The 15476-nt window shown below is 69.3% G+C and carries 15 protein-coding genes; 10 read left to right on the top strand and 5 right to left on the bottom strand.

Annotated features, from left to right (window positions below; genetic code table 11):
• The first annotated feature begins 14 nt into the window (after positions 1-14).
• The 6 genes from CFREN_RS11725 to CFREN_RS11750 are packed head-to-tail and all read left to right on the top strand — an operon-like array spanning position 15 to position 6698.
• Positions 15-2993: a Na+/H+ antiporter subunit A gene (locus CFREN_RS11725; RefSeq protein WP_209651828.1), complete on the top strand. Its 2979-nt coding sequence runs from the start codon at positions 15-17 to the stop codon at positions 2991-2993.
• Entirely contained in the window at positions 2990-3487 is a 498-nt protein-coding gene (locus CFREN_RS11730) for a Na(+)/H(+) antiporter subunit C (RefSeq protein ID WP_209651825.1), read from the top strand. The genes CFREN_RS11725 and CFREN_RS11730 overlap by 4 nt, the downstream gene beginning before the upstream one ends.
• Positions 3477-5162, top strand: coding sequence for a Na+/H+ antiporter subunit D (locus CFREN_RS11735; protein ID WP_281420817.1), 1686 nt, complete (start codon positions 3477-3479; stop codon positions 5160-5162). Before CFREN_RS11730 ends, CFREN_RS11735 begins: the two co-directional genes overlap by 11 nt.
• Positions 5159-5947, top strand: a complete 789-nt coding sequence (locus CFREN_RS11740; RefSeq protein ID WP_209651821.1) for a Na+/H+ antiporter subunit E — start codon at positions 5159-5161, stop codon at positions 5945-5947. Before CFREN_RS11735 ends, CFREN_RS11740 begins: the two co-directional genes overlap by 4 nt.
• A complete protein-coding gene (locus CFREN_RS11745; RefSeq protein WP_052054194.1) occupies positions 5947-6342 on the top strand; it encodes a monovalent cation/H+ antiporter complex subunit F in 396 nt (131 codons plus the stop codon). Before CFREN_RS11740 ends, CFREN_RS11745 begins: the two co-directional genes overlap by 1 nt.
• Positions 6342-6698: a monovalent cation/H(+) antiporter subunit G gene (locus tag CFREN_RS11750; protein WP_209651818.1), complete on the top strand. Its 357-nt coding sequence runs from the start codon at positions 6342-6344 to the stop codon at positions 6696-6698. The genes CFREN_RS11745 and CFREN_RS11750 overlap by 1 nt, the downstream gene beginning before the upstream one ends.
• A gap of 273 nt (positions 6699-6971) precedes the next feature.
• Here the strand turns inward: CFREN_RS11750 and CFREN_RS11755 are convergent, their stop codons facing one another.
• From CFREN_RS11755 to CFREN_RS11770, 4 genes are all read right to left on the bottom strand, one after another.
• Positions 6972-8168 carry a glutamate--cysteine ligase gene (locus tag CFREN_RS11755; RefSeq protein ID WP_209651816.1) on the bottom strand — a complete coding sequence of 399 codons (1197 nt, stop codon included), beginning with the start codon at positions 8166-8168 and terminating at the stop codon, positions 6972-6974.
• A gap of 139 nt (positions 8169-8307) precedes the next feature.
• Positions 8308-8907 carry a hypothetical protein gene (locus CFREN_RS11760; RefSeq protein WP_209651814.1) on the bottom strand — a complete coding sequence of 200 codons (600 nt, stop codon included), beginning with the start codon at positions 8905-8907 and terminating at the stop codon, positions 8308-8310.
• 106 nt (positions 8908-9013) lie between these two features.
• Positions 9014-9784, bottom strand: a complete 771-nt coding sequence (locus tag CFREN_RS11765) for a LytR C-terminal domain-containing protein (protein WP_209651812.1) — start codon at positions 9782-9784, stop codon at positions 9014-9016.
• 122 nt (positions 9785-9906) lie between these two features.
• Positions 9907-10260: a DUF3263 domain-containing protein gene (locus tag CFREN_RS11770; RefSeq protein ID WP_209654489.1), complete on the bottom strand. Its 354-nt coding sequence runs from the start codon at positions 10258-10260 to the stop codon at positions 9907-9909.
• A 102-nt stretch (positions 10261-10362) separates the two neighbouring features.
• Here CFREN_RS11770 and CFREN_RS11775 point away from each other — a divergent pair, with 102 nt between their 5' ends.
• The 4 genes from CFREN_RS11775 (at position 10363) to CFREN_RS11790 (ending at position 13230) form a co-directional block, all read left to right on the top strand.
• Positions 10363-10980, top strand: coding sequence for a peptide deformylase (locus CFREN_RS11775; protein ID WP_070523445.1), 618 nt, complete (start codon positions 10363-10365; stop codon positions 10978-10980).
• Positions 10977-12053, top strand: coding sequence for an N-acetylglutamate synthase, CG3035 family (locus CFREN_RS11780; protein ID WP_209651809.1), 1077 nt, complete (start codon positions 10977-10979; stop codon positions 12051-12053). The genes CFREN_RS11775 and CFREN_RS11780 overlap by 4 nt, the downstream gene beginning before the upstream one ends.
• A 163-nt stretch (positions 12054-12216) precedes the next feature.
• Complete coding sequence (locus CFREN_RS11785) at positions 12217-12681, top strand: hypothetical protein (RefSeq protein ID WP_209651807.1); 465 nt, start codon at positions 12217-12219, stop codon at positions 12679-12681.
• A gap of 6 nt (positions 12682-12687) precedes the next feature.
• Positions 12688-13230: an RNA polymerase sigma factor gene (locus tag CFREN_RS11790; RefSeq protein ID WP_209651805.1), complete on the top strand. Its 543-nt coding sequence runs from the start codon at positions 12688-12690 to the stop codon at positions 13228-13230.
• Positions 13231-13433: 203 nt separating this feature from the next.
• Here the strand turns inward: CFREN_RS11790 and CFREN_RS11795 are convergent, their stop codons facing one another.
• Positions 13434-15452: an Hsp70 family protein gene (locus CFREN_RS11795; RefSeq protein WP_209651803.1), complete on the bottom strand. Its 2019-nt coding sequence runs from the start codon at positions 15450-15452 to the stop codon at positions 13434-13436.
• Between the last annotated feature and the right edge of the window lie 24 nt (positions 15453-15476).

Genomic DNA, 15476 nt, shown 5'->3' on the forward strand with positions numbered 1-15476 from the left:
GCATTATTGGAGGAGTGACCGTCCTCCTGTGCCTCCTCATCGCCACCGCGACGCTGGCACCGTGGACGATTCGCCGACTGGGCTGCCGCGGATTTCCGCTGCTGGCCCTCCCCCTCGCGGCGGGGGCCGCGTGGACCGGTTCCCACCTGGTGCGCCATGCACTCGCCGAAACCGGCTCCGGACACCCCGTCCTCGTCGAGCGTTTCGAGTGGATGCCCGCAGTCCACCTGGACATCGTGCTCCGGCTGGGCCCGTTGGAATCGCTGTTCGGCACCCTGGTGCTGACCGTTGGCGTTCTCGTCCTGGTGTACTGCGGCGGATATTTCCACGACCCGCCACCCGGCAAGCGCCGCCGCCTCGGCTCCTTCGCCGCCCAAATGGTGCTGTTCGCCGCCGCCATGTACGGCCTCGTCGTCTCCGACAACATGCTGCTCATGTACGTGTTCTGGGAGATCACGTCCGTGCTGTCGTTCCTGCTGGTCGGTTACTACGCCGAGCGCGCCTCGTCGCGGCGCTCCGCCGGCCAGGCGCTGCTGGTGACCACGCTGGGCGGCCTGGTGATGCTCGTCGGCATCATCCTCATGGGTCACACCACCGGGTACTGGGAATTCTCCGCCCTCACCGCCCCCGGCGCGCTGTCCTGGGCAGAGCTCCACGACCCCGCCATCGCCACGGCCGTGGTGCTGCTGGTCCTCGGCGCGCTGACCAAATCGGCGATCGCCCCCTTCCACTTCTGGCTGCCCGGCGCGATGGCGGCCCCGACGCCGGTGTCGGCGTTCCTGCATTCCGCGGCGATGGTGAAGGCCGGCGTCTTCCTCGTCGCCCGCCTGTCGCCGACGTTCGGCGCGACCACCACGTGGCACCTGGCGATCATCCCGCTGGGCCTGGTCACCATGGTCATGGCCGGGTGGATGGCGTTGCGGCAGAAGGACCTCAAGCTGGTCCTGGCCTACGGCACGGTGTCGCAGCTGGGCTTCATCATCACCGTGACGTCCATCGGCACCCGCGCGGCGATGCTCGCGGCCCTGGCGCTGACGCTGGGCCACGCGATGTTCAAGGCGACGCTGTTCATGATCGTCGGCGCCATCGACCACACCACCGGCACGCGCGACGTGCGGCAGCTGTCGGGCCTGGGCGCGCGCCGCCCGCAGATGTTCATCATCGCGGGACTGGCCGCCGCGTCGATGGCGGGCGTGCCCCCGCTGTTCGGTTTCGTGGCCAAGGAGGCCGCCCTCGACGCGGTGCTCCAGGCCGAGCCGCTGCGCAGCATGCCCGGCGTGTTCACGGCCATCGGCCTGGTCGTCGGTTCGGTCCTCACCGTGGCCTACTCGCTGTATCTGATGCACGCGGCGTTCGCCACGAAGCCGTCGACGCACGCGTCGGGTGGCGGCATCTCGCAGGCGGTGGCGGACATGCAGCGGCCGAGCCCGCTGATGCTCGCCCCGGCGTGGCTGCTGGCCCTCGCCGGCGTGGTCACCGGCGTGCTGCCCCGGATCTACGACGCCGCGATCCGCCCCTACCTTTCCGAGGCCTTCCCGAAGGTCCCCGATGATTCCCACCTGGCGCTGTGGCACGGATTCAACGTGCCGCTGATGCTCACGGGGGTCATCCTGCTGACCGGTCTGATCATGCACTGGCAGCGCAAGCTCATCCGCGAGCTGCAGTTCGAGAAGCCGGCGCTGGGCGACGCCGACGTCGCCTACGACTGGATCCTCGACATGGCCCGCCGCCTGTCGCTGCGCGTCACCGCGTTCACGCAGCGCGGTTCGCTGCCGCTGACCGAGGCGACCATTTTGGGCGTCTTCATCCTCCTGCCGATCTCCGCGCTCGTCCTGGGCGGGCGCGACGACCTGCGCATGGAGCTGTGGGACACCGCCCCGCAGGGTGCGGCGGCGCTGCTGATCATCATCGCGGCGCTGGCGTCGACGCGGATGCGCAACCGTCTGTCCGGCGTGATCATGGTGGGCGTGACGGGCTACGGGCTGGCGCTGGTCTTCGCCCTGTACGGTGCGCCGGACCTGGCGCTGACGCAGCTGCTGGTGGAAACCATCACCATGGTGGTGTTCGTCCTGGTGCTGCGCACTCTGCCGCCGAAGACGTCGGATCAGCCGACCGGCCTGGAGCGCTCCCGCGCGTGGCTGGCCGTCGCCGTCGGCTCCACCGCCGCGATCATCGGCGCGTTCGCCATCGCCGCCCGCTCCAAGGCCCCGGTGTCCGACCCGATTCCGCGCATCGCCCTCGAGGAGGGCCACGGCGCCAACGCCGTCAACGTCCTGCTCGTCGACATCCGCGCGTGGGACACCTTCGGCGAGATTTCGGTGCTGGTCATCGTGGCGGTGGGCATCGCCTCGCTGGTGTTCCGCACGCACACGGTGCACAACCTGCCGCGCGTCACCACGCGCCGCACGCGTCGCGAGCGCAACCCGCGTTGGCTGTCGACCTCCGGGTCGCAGGTCGATGCCGGTCGCCGACCGCTGATGGTCGAGGTGTCCACTCGCTTCCTGTTCCCGTCGATGATGGCGCTGTCGCTGTACCTGTTTTTCGCGGGCCACAACGCACCCGGCGGCGGTTTCGCCGGCGGACTGGTGGCCTCGCTGGCCATCACCCTGCGTTACCTGGCCGGCGGCCGGTGGGAGCTGGCCGAGACGATCCCGTGGTCGACGGACAAGATCCTGGGCTCCGGCCTCGCCGCAGCGGCACTGGCGGTGTTCTGGCCGATGCTCATCGGCTGGCCGCCGTTGTCGAGCCTCGTCGTCGACCTGGAGCTGCCGCTGATCGGGGACATGCACCTTGTGTCGCCGCTGCTCTTCGACCTCGGCGTCTACCTCATCGTCATCGGCACCGTGACGTACATCCTGCGCAGCCTCGGCGGCCGCATCGACGTCGAGACCGACCGCCGCGCCGAACGCGCCCGCTCGAGGCGCGTGACGCTGACCAAGCTGGGGCGCACGCGCCAGTTCCGCTACAAGTCCGGGAAGGAGGCCGCGAAGTGATCATCAATTTCGTGCTGCTGGCGACGGTGGCCGTGCTCATCGCGACCGGCGTGTACCTGTTCCTGGACCGCGCCATGACGAAGATGCTCATGGGCGCCCTGTTGATGGGCAACGGCATCAATCTGCTCATCCTCATCAGCGGCGGCGGGCCCGGTTCCCCGCCGATCTGGGGCCGCGAGTCGCTCCCCTACTCGGAGACCGCCGATCCTCTGCCGCAGGCGTTCATCCTCACGGCGATCGTCATCACGATGGGCCTGTCGGCGTTCCTGTTGGCGCTGGCCTACCGCCAGCACCGCTACCGCGTCGGCGATCACGTCCAGGACGACCGCGAGGACCAGTTCGTCGCGATGCGCCGCCCCGACGACCCGTCCGCGGCTCCCGACCATGACCGGTCGGACGACCCGACGACGGGCCGCCCGACCGAAGCCGGCGACCAGTTCGGCCCGGCCAGCTTCGAGAAGCCCGTGGAGGAGGACGATTCCGGTGACGACTGAGCAACTGATCCTCTTCCTCATTCCCATGCCGGTGCTCATTCCGGCGGTCACCGCCGGAGTGGCCCTGCTGTTCTCGCGCCGCCCGCGCCTGCAGCAGCTGCTGAGCATCGCGGCGCTGGTGCTGCTGCTCGTGTTGTCCGTGTGGCTGGTGTACCTGGTGCAGGTCCACGGCATCCGCACCGTCCAGGTCGGCGGCTGGAATTCGCCGATCGGCATCACGCTGGTCGCCGACGGCCTGTCCACGGTCATGATCGCCGTGTCGCAGCTCGTCCTTTTCGCGGTCCATTGGTTCGGCATCGGGCAGGGTATCCGCGACGGCGACGACGACGACCCGATCTCGGTGTTCGTGCCCACGTACATGCTGCTCAACATGGGCGTGTCGATGGCCTTCCTGGCCGGCGATCTGTTCAACATGTACGTCGGTTTCGAGGTGCTGCTGCTGGCGTCGTACGTGCTGCTGACGCTGGGTGCTTCGGCGTCGCGCATCCGCGCGGGCGTGAGCTACGTGATGGTGAACCTGCTGTCGTCGATGGTGTTCCTCATGGCCATCGGCTTCGTCTACGCGTCGGTGGGCACCGTCAACTTCGCGCACGTGTCCATCCGCATGGAGGAGCTGCCGTCGGGCACCCGGACGGCCATCTTCGCCGTGCTGCTCGTGGCGTTCTCGGTCAAGGCGGCGGTGTTCCCGCTGTCGTCGTGGCTGCCGGACTCCTACCCCACCGCCCCGTCGATGGTCACCGCGGTGTTCGCGGGCCTGCTGACGAAGGTCGGCGTGTACGCCATCATCCGTTCCCGTTCGGTCATGTTCCCCGACGGCGCCCTGGATGAGGTGCTCATGTGGGCGGGCTTGGCGACGATGGTGATGGGCATCCTCGGCGCCATGGCCCAGAACGACATCAAACGTTTGCTGTCGTTCACCCTCGTGTCGCACATCGGCTACATGATTTTCGGCCTCGCCCTGGGCAACGAGCTCGGCCTGTCCGGCGCCATCTTCTACATGGTCCACCACATTCTGGTGCAGACCGCGCTGTTCCTGGTCGTCGGTCTCATCGAGCGCCAGGCCGGATCGTCGTCGCTGCGGCGACTCGGCAGCCTGGCCAAGGCCTCCCCGCTGCTGGCGATCCTGTACCTGATCCCGGCGCTGAACCTGGGCGGCATCCCGCCGTTCTCCGGGTTCCTGGGCAAGATCATGCTCATCGAGGCCGGCGCCCAGGTGGGCACCCCCACCGCGTGGGTTCTCGTCGGCGGCGCGATCCTGACGTCCCTGCTGACCCTGTACACCATGGTCATCGTGTGGTCGAAGGCCTTCTGGCGCGACCGCTCCGACGCCCCCGAGGGCGACACCGCCCTGGCGCGCGTCTCCCCGCTGCGCGAAGACACCCGCGTGGTGTCCCTGTCCGAGCGCGAGGACGTCGGCCGCATGCCCTTCGGCATGGTCGCCCCGACGGTCTTCCTCGTCGCCGCATCCGTCGCCGTCACCGTCCTGGCCGGCCCCCTGTCGGTCATCTCCGACCGTGCGGCCGCCAACGTCTCGGATGTCGACGGCTACCGCGCCGCCGTCCTCGGAGTCACCGGCTACGACGACCCGAGCGCCCTGCCCGAACCCGGCCGGACCCTCAACCCGACCGGCGCCGACGGCGTACCCGGGAATTCCGCCGAAGAGGAGGAACAGTGACCGTCGACAAGCGAAACACCGACGCCGCCACCCGCAGCCGAAGCGACAAGCGCCGCGAACGGCGACCGTCGTTCATCCTGTTCACGTGGATCGTGATCATGTGGCAGCTGCTCTGGGGCGAAGTCACCTGGGCCAACATCTTCGGCGGCATCGGCGTGGCGCTGCTGATCTCGATCTTCGTGCCCATGCCGCGACTGCCCGTCGGCGACATCCGGGTCGACTGGCCCGCCATGATCACCCTGTTCGCCACGTTCATCGTCGATTTCATCGTCGCGTCGTTCACCGTCGCGTACCTCGCGCTGCGCCGCCAGGACCCGCCCCCGTGCGCCGTCGTGGAAATCCCGATGCGCACCCGCGACGACCTGACCCTCGCGTCGGCCATCGCGCTGATCAACCTGCAGCCCGGCGGCCTGGTCATCGACATCGACAACCGCCGCAAGACCGTCACCATGCACCTGCTCGACGGTTCGTCGACCGGGCGCATCGACAAGACCGTCGCCCAGCTCGCCCGCCTCGAGCGGCAGGTCATCCGGGCCTTCGAAAGCCGCGAGATCGACGACGAACCCATGGTCGGAAGCCTCGGCCATGATCACGCCGTCATCCACGGCTCGACGAGGGCCAGCGGGGCAACCGACGCAACCGACGCGACCGGAGCGACCACGGTGGCCGAAGCGACCACGGTGGCCGAAGCGACCGACGCCACCACGGCTCACGGCGTCGCCGACGCCGGGACGGCTCACGACGCCGCCGACGCCGCCGACTCGCCGGCGCGGAAGGAGGACTGATGGACCCGCAGATCTACACCACCTTGCTGACCGTCACCGCGGGCCTGTACTTCGTGGCGGCGCTGACGGCGCTGGGGCGGCTGCTCGCCGGCCCGAACTCGATGGACCGGCTGGTGTCGCTGGAGTCGATGATCGCGATGACGCAGGGCATGCTCGCCGTGTACATCGCCTGGTCGATGGACACGTCGGTGGCGTACGCGATGCTGGTCATCGCGCTGCTCGGTTTCATTTCGTCGCTGTCGGTGGCGCGGTTCCGCGTGCCCGATCAGCGGCCGAAGGCGACCGCGCGCGGGGGTTCGCGTGATGCGGCGAGGGAAGCCGCCCGCGACGCCGCCCAGCAGGCGGTCCGCGAGGCCGATCTCAAGCACGTCGATGAGAAGGAGGACCATTTCTGATGCTCTTCGTCGACATCCTTTCCATCACCCTCATTCTCGGCGGCGGGTTCTTTTGCCTGGCCACGGCGATTGGGTTGGTGCGGTTCCGCGGCACGATCGATCGCATGCACGCGTCGACGAAGCCGCAGACGCTGGGCCTAACCATGACGATTCTCGGTGCGGTGCTGCACATTTTCGCCAATGGTGGCGGTGGCGTCACGGTCAACGGCGATTTGGGCATGATGGTGCTCATCGTGTTGTTCGCGCTGACGACGTCGCCGATCGTCGGCAACCGGCTGGGGCATGTGGCGCAGAAGGAGGGGCTCATCGACCGGGACGCGTTGTCCCGCGACGATGAGAGCGAGCCGCGGTTCTAGCTTTTTGCTTGACGACGGCCCCTCTCCCCGCCGTCCGCCCTCCACGCCATCGCGGTGTGGAGGGCGGCGCGCTTTCCGCCCACGAATGTGCGCAAACCGGGCCGCAGCGCACACTCGTCAGATCTGCAGCCCCAACAACCCCGACGAATGTGCACAAATCGGGCCGCAGCGCACACTCGTCAGATCTGCAGCCCCAACAACCCCGACGAATGTGCACAAATCGGGCCGCAGCGCACACTCGTCAAATGTGCAGCCCGCCAACCGCGGGGCTACCTACGCCTCCAGGGGCTTGCCCGCAGCCATCTCGCGCACCGCCAGATCCACGGCCGCGACCCACGGGCTGTGGCCGAGTTTCGCCTCGACGGCCAACACGTCCTCTTCCTCGGCAAGCGACGGCAACGCCCCCGCCCGACCAGCCGCCCGCCGCTGCCGCTCGTACCCGGCGCCGCCGCGGATGATGTCGCGCACGCCCTCGAGCTCTTCGGCGCACCCCAGCCTCTCGGCGATGGGCGCCAGGCGCGCGAGCAGGTCCTTCAAGTCGTCCTTCACCCAACGCTCGTTGGTGTCGCGGTCGACGATGATCAGGGCGTCCATGCCGTATCGGCAGGCGCGCCACTTGTTTTCGTCGTTATGCCAGTACTGCAGGGACGGCAGCTGGGCCCCGTGGTCGAGCATGTCGTCGTAAAGCACGACCAAGCAGTGGGTCAGGGCGACGATGGAGGCGAGCTCGCGCATGTTGGAGACGGCGTCGGCGACGCGGACCTCGATGGTGCCGTACTTCGAGGCGGGCCGGATGTCGATGTGCATGGAGCCGGTGTGGTTGATGACGCCGGATTTCCACTGATCGGCCATGTACGACTGCCAGGAGTCCCAGTCGCGGATGTCCGGCGGCAGGCCGGCGGTGGGCAGCTGGCGGTACAGGAGGGTGCGGTTGGAGGCGTAGCCGGTGTCTTCGCCGTTCCAGCCGGGCGACGACGCCGACAGGGCGAGCATGTGGGGCAGGTTGACCAGGAGGGCGTTGATGATGGGCCAGACGCGGTCGGCGGAGCGGACGCCGACGTGGACGTGGATGCCCCAGATGATCATTTGGCGGCCCCACCATTGGGTGCGGTTGATGATCTCGGAGTAGGACGTCTTTTCGCTGACGCGTTGTCCGGTGCCGCGGGAGAAGGGGTGGGAGCCGGAGGACCAGACGTCGACGCCGAGTTCGTCGGCGGCGGCGCGGACCATGTCGAGTTGTTCGCCGAGGTCGCGCATGGCGTCGTCGACGGTGTCGCAGACGTCGGTGACGAGTTCGACGGTGTTGGCGAGGAATTCGCGTTGGATGCGGTGGTCGGGGTGGTCGCGGGTGATGATGTCGAGCGCTTCGGCGGCGCAGGGCACCAGTTCGCGGGTGTCGCGGTCGACGAAGGCGACCTCCCACTCGACGCCGAGCGTGTGGCGGGGTGAGCCGGCGAATTCTTCGATCATTCGCTCATTTCACCACAGGTGGTGGCGGGTGGCGGGACATGGCCCCGGTTGGGCGGGTTTCGCACTCGCCGTCGGGTGCTTTACGACGACGCCGACGTGGTAGTCGTCGGGCCGGTCGGCGCACTCGCCGTCGGGTGCTTTACGACGACGCCGACGTGGTGGTCGACGAGGCGCTGGTCGAGGAGGTCGCGCTGGTCGACGAGGTGGTCGGTTCGGTCCAGTCGACGCTTTTGCCGCAGGCCAGGACGGTGTCGTCGGAGTCGGCGAGGACGACGGTGGAGAAGGAGTCGACGTCGGTTTCGACGGGGGTGCCCCAGACCTTGGCGGCGCCGTCTTCGGCGTGGATTTCGCCGATGACGCCGAGGCCTTCGTCGGTGTCCTCGCCGACGCCGGGGCAGCCGGAGGAGCCGCGGGCGATGACGCGGTAGGTGCCGTCGTCGAGGGCGGTGAAGGCGATCTCCTCGTCGGACAGGCCGAGCCAGCCGTCGGCGGACATGACCTTGACGTGGCCGAGGATGTGGGAGCGGCCGTCGTCGGTCATGCGGACGAAGTTGTAGGAGCCTTCGCGTTCGTCGAGTTCGGGGGCGTCGGGGTCGACGCTGACGGCGGCGGTGCTGGTGGTGGCGTCCGTCTGGTCCCCGCCGTCGCCGTTGCCGTCGGAGCCGCATGCCGCCAGGGCCAGCGCGGAGGCGGCCAGTGCGACGAGGGCGGGGACGGTGCGGTTGGTGCGGGGGTTCATGGCGTGGCGGTCTCCATCCTGGGTTCGCGGCGGGCGTGATCAGACTACTCGCCCCCGGGTCCGATCGCGGTGTCGGGCCCGGGGGCGGGTGGAGGGGTGACCGAGGTCAGTGGTTCGCGTCGGCGGCGGTGACGACGACGATGCCGCCGGGGGCGTTGGCGAGGCGGTCGTCGCGGGGTGCGACGTCCCAGCCGTTGGCGTGGGCGATGTCTTCGGCGGCGGCCTTTTCGGCGTCGTCGTCGGGGGTGTAGTGGACGGTGGTGCGTGCCCACACGCCGACTTCGCCTTCGGCGGCGTTGCCGGTTTCGCCGCGGCCCCAGCCTTCGCGGGCGAGGTCGTCGGAGACGCGGGCGGCGAGGCCCGGTTCCTCGGAGTTGTTGAGGACGGTGATGTGGAAGTCGCCGCGGTTGATGTCGGAGTGCTCGCCGTCGGCGCCCTCGTCGGCGTCCTCGTCGGCCCCGGGGGCGGGGGCTGCGGCGTCGGGGCGGCCGTCGGCGCCGGCACCGGCTTCGGCGTCGGGGTTCATGCCGGGTCGCTGGCCGGCGGGGGCTTCGGCGACGGTGCCGGCGTCGTCGCCGGTGCCGTCGTTTCCGGCGCGGTCGTTGCTCCATGCGTAGAGGCCCCAGCCCATGAGGCAGACGCCGATGAAGATGCAGATCATGGCCAGGCCGCGCAGGGGCATGCCGCCGCCGGTGTCGGTGGGGCGTTCGTCGTCGCGGAAGTCGTCGTCGTGGTCGTCGTACTCGCGATCGTCGCGGTAGTCGTCGTAGTCGGCGGCGTCGGCGGCGGGGGCTTCCCGGTGGTCGTCGTCCCAGTCGTCGGGGCTGCGGTGACGGCCGGGGCGGGGGAAGTTGCTCTGGTCATGTACGTCGGTCACGTGTCCATGGTAACGACCGAAAGCCCTAACTGTTAAGTAAAGGTTGAGGCAGCTGTGGCGGATGGGATTCCTGATCGCCCCTTTCCTCCCCCGAGTTCGCGCCACGCCCCCGCGAGCGGGCTTTACGACGAACCGTCGCGAAGCCTCTGCAGCCTGTGCACCGTGACGGGGTCGGCCGCCTCCGCCTCGGGGGTGCCCAGCAACAGGTTGAGGCGCTGGTGATAGCGCACGGCGCTCATGCCGAACTCGGTGCGGATGGCCTCCTCGCGCCGGCCTGCCTGGCGGGGCCCGCGCCGCACGATGGTCGACCAGCGCCGTTCGAAGGCCAGGGCGCGGTGGAGGAAGTCCTCGGCGGCGCTGCCGCTCTCTGCTCCCCCGCTCCCGGCTTCCCCGGTTACCGAGTCGTCGGTACCCGCGTGGACGTCGCCCGCGTCGGCGGTGCCCGCGTCAGTGATGTTTCCGTCCTCCCCGTCCATCCCTCCACTAAAGCACGCGGCGCGGCAACTCGGCCCGCACCCCGGCGCACGCGCCACGGGGACGGGCGTCATCGCCGTCGGCCCCGGCGGTAGGCTTTCCCCATGACCATCCTGCCCATCGTCGTTTGCGGCGATCCCGTCCTGCACAACCCGACCCGCCCCGTCGACGGCGACGTGTCGGACCTGTCGGAGCTGATCGCCGACATGTACGAGACCATGGACGCCGCCAACGGCGTCGGGTTGGCGGCGAACCAGGTGGGCCGCGACCTGCGTCTTTTCGTGTACGACTGCCCGGATGAGTCGGGCGAGTTCCAGCGCGGCTGCGTGATCAACCCCGTGCTGGAGACCTCGGAGATCCCGAAGAGCATGCCGGAGGACGACGGCTCCGACGACGAGGGCTGCCTGTCCGTGCCCGGCCTGAGCTTTCCGACGGCCCGCGCCGAACACGCCACCGTCACCGGACTGGATGAGCACGGCGAACCCGTCACGGTCGTCGGCACCGGCCTGTTGGCGCGCTGCCTGCAGCACGAGGTCGGCCACCTCGACGGCTTCCTCTACACCGACGTGCTGACCGGCCGGTGGAAGCGCCGCGCGAAGAAGGAGATCAAGCGCGCAGGATGGACCGAAGGCGGCATCACGTGGACGCCGGGAGTCGACGAGGACCCGTTCGGCCACGACGAGCCGAATTCGCTGGACAAGGGCCGGGCCGACGACGCATGAGCCTCCCCGAGTACCCCGACACCCCCGGCCTGCCGGCATCGCGGTGGGGCGCCGGCGACATCGAGGTGGGCCGCCGCGTCATCGTGCGCCGCGAGTTGACCCCGGAGGAGGCCGCCGCCTCGGGGAAGAAGGTCACCGACGTCATCGGCCGCGTCGAATCGGTGGACCCCTTGGTGGTGCGGCCGACGTCGAAAAGCAGCGACCGCCCGGACGGGACGCCGGCCGAACCCGTCGACTTCACGGACCACAAGGTGCTGGTGGTCAAGGCGCTGCCCGACCTCGTCGTGCGCAACTCCGACATCCGCGCGGTGGAGACCGCCACCGCGAAGGCGTTTCCCGGCATCGAGCACCGGTGGGCGGGCCAATGGCTGCTGCGCGCCGGCGACGGCATCACCGAGCGGTCGAACTCCGCGCTGCCGATCGGGCCGGCCGCGGGCACGTCGCCGGTGCCGCTCGACGACATCCGTGACTTCTACGCCCGCCATGGGCTGCCGGTGCGCATCGCCGTGCCCGACCGGATCTGCCGGCCGGCCGAGCAGCTCGTCTCCGGCGAGGGGTGGGAGATCGGGCCGGAGATCATCGTCATGACGCGGTCGGCCGACGACCTGCCCGAGCCGGTCACGCCGGAGTCGCTGCCCGGCATCCGCGCCGAGGTCCTCGACCAGCCGGACGAGCAGTGGCTGGCGTTGTACCACTTCCGGGGCAGGGCGCTGCCGCGGCGGGCGTTGCAGCTGCTTCGCGACGACATCGACGGACGGATGTCCTTCGGCCGCCTGGTGCTCGACGACGGCGACGGCGGGGCGCGGACGGTGGCCATCACCCGCGGCACGCTCACCGAGTCCGGCGACGGCCGGCGCTGGCTCGGGTTTTCCGCGGTGGAGGTCGCCCCCGATCTGCGGCGCCGGGGCCTGGGCACGTTGATGGGCCTGCACATGATGCATTGGGGTGCGGCCAACGGCGCCGACGAGTGTTACCTGCAGGTCGTGTCGGGCAACGAGGCCGGCATCGCCCTGTACCGGAGCCTGGGGTTCGGCGAGCATCATCGCCACCGGTACGCGGTGTGGAACGGCTGAGTGTGGAGCGGCTGAGTGTGGAACGGCTGAGCGCGTCCGCGCCGGAGTGGCCCGGTGCCGGGAACATTCGGGGCGGTCGCCGCATCTCATCTGCGACGGTCCATGAGTTCCGTCCCTTCGGGGGCGGTTCGTGGAATAATTCTCCTCCAGAAAGGGAGGTGCCATGCTCGACGACAACCAGCTCGATTTGAACCTGGCCGAATCCGCGCCCATGCACCTCGATTCGGATTTCTTCGACGGGATGCTCGATTACGCGTTCAGCGCCGATGCCCATGACGTCGACGATTCCATCGTTCCCGTCGATGCTGCGGCCGATGCGCCGGGCGACGAGGATCTCGATTCCATTGCCCTGGCCGACGACGCCGCGGATCCGCTTGACGACGCCGACGTGGATCCCGCCGCGCTTCCGGCGTCGCGCGGCGGGGACGGTGACGACGTCTACGGCGCCATCGATGATTTGCCCGGCGACCTCGACGGCTCCCCCGCAGGTGACGGCGGTGATCTCGGCGACGGCGCCGACCTCGACGGCATCGGCGATATCGACGGCCTTGATGTGGGTGCGTCGGACGGCGGGGACGTTGATCCGTTGCCGGGTGTCGGCGACGCCGATTCCGGATTGGAGTGGTGAGTCGGAATGAGCCGTGATCGCGATGTGGAGCTGGACCTGGTCGCCCGTGCCCGGGAGGGGGATTCCGGGGCGTTTCGGGAGCTGGTGTCGCCGCATCGCGATCATTTGTGGGCCGTCTGCCTGTCGATCACGTCGCATCGTCAGGATGCCGAGGATGCGCTGCAGGATGCTCTCATCGCGGGGTGGCGCAATCTCGATCGGTTCGAGGGGAATTCGCGTTTTTCCACGTGGATGCACCGCATCACGGCCAATGCCGCGTTGATGCTCGTGCGCAGGCGTCGCGACACTCCCGACGCCGACGCCGGTGATGACGAGGTCGATCGGGCGCCGGGGGTGTCCGAGCGCGTGACCACGGTCGAGGTGGTCCGGGCCGCGTTGGCGACGTTGCCGCCGGAGTTCCGGGAGGCCGTCGTGCTGCGCGAGTACGCCGACTTCACTTACCAGGACATCGCCGATCATCAGGGGGTTGCGGTGGCGACGGTGAAGACCCGCCTGAATCGCGGTCGCTCGAAGTTGAAGGCGGCGTTGGCGGAGGCGGGCGTCGGCTGAGAGAAGCTGACGCCGACCCCGTGGTTTAGCGATGCGGCGGACCGGTCGCGTCGCCGGACCAGAGCACGCGGCATCAGAGCACGGGGCGGTCGGTGTAGAGCACGTTGAAGCGTCCTGGGCTTCGTTCCTGCCTCAGCTAAGGAAGAAACCAAACCCAGGACGCTTCACGCTGCGCTTGCGGGTTAGAGCCCGCTACGCCTGAGCTACATCAAATCGCGCTTGGTGAGGAAGTCCCGCGCCTCCTGCTCGGTGTCGAAATGCCCGGACTGGTACACGTACTCGCCGGGGTTGTCGACGTAGAAGAAATACGAGAACGAATCGGTCACGTACAGGTAGATGGCCTTCTCATCGTCTTCCACCAGCGTCTCCAGCTCGGAGGTGGACATGCCGGCGGCGTTGCGCACCGCCTCGACGATCTCCATGCCCGGTGCAATGTTGGCGATGGTCAGGCCATCGCGGCTGTTGACCCAGGAACCGTAACCGCACAGGTAGCCCGGCACATTCTCCGCGCCCACGCCCAACCGGATGGAAGACTCGGTGGCGCTGCACTGGTTCAGCCCGTCGCCCAAGCCGTCCGGCAGGTGATCGAGAACCGCGAGGGTGCCGGTCTCGTAGTCCGACCGATCCGGCATGGGATCCGGCCACGGCGGGTACGACTTGTCGGAGCTGCCGCTGGCCGACGTGGTGGTTTCCCCACCGTTGCCGCCACCGCCGTCGCCGCCGTCGCCGCCGGACAACAGCGCCCACGCGCCACCACCGACGATGAGCAGCGCCACCACCGCGCCGATGGCGATGAGCGGCGTCTTCGAGCCACCCGACCCGCCGGACTTCGAACCAGACGAACTGGGCACCGCCCCGAACTGCTGCATCTGCCGCGTCTGCTGGTGCTGCTGAGGCTGCGGCTGCTGGGGCGGCCGGCCGTAGGGGTTCGGCGGACCGGCCTGCTGCTGCGGCGCCGTGTACGGCTGCTGCGGCATCTGCGGCTGCTGCCCCTGCCACTGCTGCGCCTGCCGCGGCTGCTGCTGGGCATCGGCCTGCGCCGACGGAGTCGGCGCCACCGGAGCCACCGCCATCGGGCCCGCACCCGCGGCGACCGCGCCCGGCGCGACCCACGTGGTCACGCCCGCAGCGACGTCGTCGGCACGGCGCGTCGGCCCCATGAGCGCACCGCGGCTGACGACGGTCTTCGGGTCGTCGAGCGTGGCCACCTGGCACAGTTCACCGAGACGGTCCTGGATGTACGGGATTCGCGCGGAACCACCGGTCAGGTACAGCGGCGTCGACGGATCCGGGCGCAGGCCCGCGTCGAGCAGCGTGGCGCGGGTGACGTCCAGCGCGCGGTCGACGTCGGGCTTGATCAACTCCTCGAACTCGCCGCGAGTGAGCATCAGCGTCGTCTCACGACCCTGCGCGGCGACGGTGATGGTCGCACGCGGCGCCTCCGACAAAACCTCCTTGGCCGTCTTGATCGCCCGGTCCAGCGCCAGCGACGGGCCCGTCGCACCCGAACGAAGGGCGCGCAGCAGCTCGGTGTCGTTCTCCTCGAGCTCGGCCTCCACCCACGACCGGATGCGTGCATCGAGGGTGCGACCGCCCAGCGAATTGTCGCCGCGGGCGGCGATGACCTGCAACGAACCATCGGCCGTCGGCGTCAGCACCGCCACGTCCAAGGTGCCGCCTCCGAGGTCGAACACGGCGACCTTCTGCCCCGGCGCCAACGGACGCTTGAAGGAGTACCAATACGTCGCCGCCCGCGGCTCCGACACCAGCGACATGCGGCGACGCTCGATACCCGCGCGCTCCGCGCCCTCGATGAGCCGCATCAACTCGGCCTGCCCCCAGCCCTCGGGGTGGGTCAGCACGACGTCATCCGGCATGGAACCACCGGAGAAACGGCGGGCCCGGTCGAGAACCGAACCGATGACCGCACCGATGACCTCCGACACCGGCGTGTTCGTGCCGGCCAGCAGCACGCTGTCCGACCCCACGGCACGCTTGGGCTCCGGAAGGAACGCGTCGGGCCGCGACTCCGCCTGGTTCATCGCGACGTGGCCGACCATGAGCCCCTGGCCATCGGCGAAAACGGCCGACGGCAACAGGTTGCCGTTGTGCGACAACGCCAACGCCTCCGCGGGCGGCCCATCCTTGCCCGCCCCCGCCGGACGATGCGCGGCGGCCGTGTTGGACGTTCCGAAGTCGATGGCCAAGCGCCAACCCGACATGGTCCCGTTCCTTTCGTCTACCTC

Origin of the sequence: Corynebacterium freneyi (genome assembly GCF_030408835.1) — a bacterium.
In the GTDB taxonomy this organism is placed as follows: Bacteria; Actinomycetota; Actinomycetes; order Mycobacteriales; family Mycobacteriaceae; genus Corynebacterium; species Corynebacterium freneyi.

What these genes read in the sequence shown, in the direction of transcription:
- CFREN_RS11790 (WP_209651805.1), top strand. Translation starts at nt 12,688, where the DNA reads ATGAGCCGTGATCGCGATGTGGAGCTGGACCTGGTCGCCCGTGCCCGG.
- CFREN_RS11785 (WP_209651807.1), top strand. Translation starts at nt 12,217, where the DNA reads ATGCTCGACGACAACCAGCTCGATTTGAACCTGGCCGAATCCGCGCCC.
- CFREN_RS11745 (WP_052054194.1), top strand. Translation starts at nt 5,947, where the DNA reads ATGGACCCGCAGATCTACACCACCTTGCTGACCGTCACCGCGGGCCTG.
- CFREN_RS11755 (WP_209651816.1), bottom strand. Translation starts at nt 8,168, where the DNA reads ATGATCGAAGAATTCGCCGGCTCACCCCGCCACACGCTCGGCGTCGAG.
- CFREN_RS11780 (WP_209651809.1), top strand. Translation starts at nt 10,977, where the DNA reads ATGAGCCTCCCCGAGTACCCCGACACCCCCGGCCTGCCGGCATCGCGG.
- CFREN_RS11750 (WP_209651818.1), top strand. Translation starts at nt 6,342, where the DNA reads ATGCTCTTCGTCGACATCCTTTCCATCACCCTCATTCTCGGCGGCGGG.
- CFREN_RS11795 (WP_209651803.1), bottom strand. Translation starts at nt 15,452, where the DNA reads ATGTCGGGTTGGCGCTTGGCCATCGACTTCGGAACGTCCAACACGGCC.
- CFREN_RS11775 (WP_070523445.1), top strand. Translation starts at nt 10,363, where the DNA reads ATGACCATCCTGCCCATCGTCGTTTGCGGCGATCCCGTCCTGCACAAC.
- CFREN_RS11770 (WP_209654489.1), bottom strand. Translation starts at nt 10,260, where the DNA reads ATGGACGGGGAGGACGGAAACATCACTGACGCGGGCACCGCCGACGCG.
- CFREN_RS11760 (WP_209651814.1), bottom strand. Translation starts at nt 8,907, where the DNA reads ATGAACCCCCGCACCAACCGCACCGTCCCCGCCCTCGTCGCACTGGCC.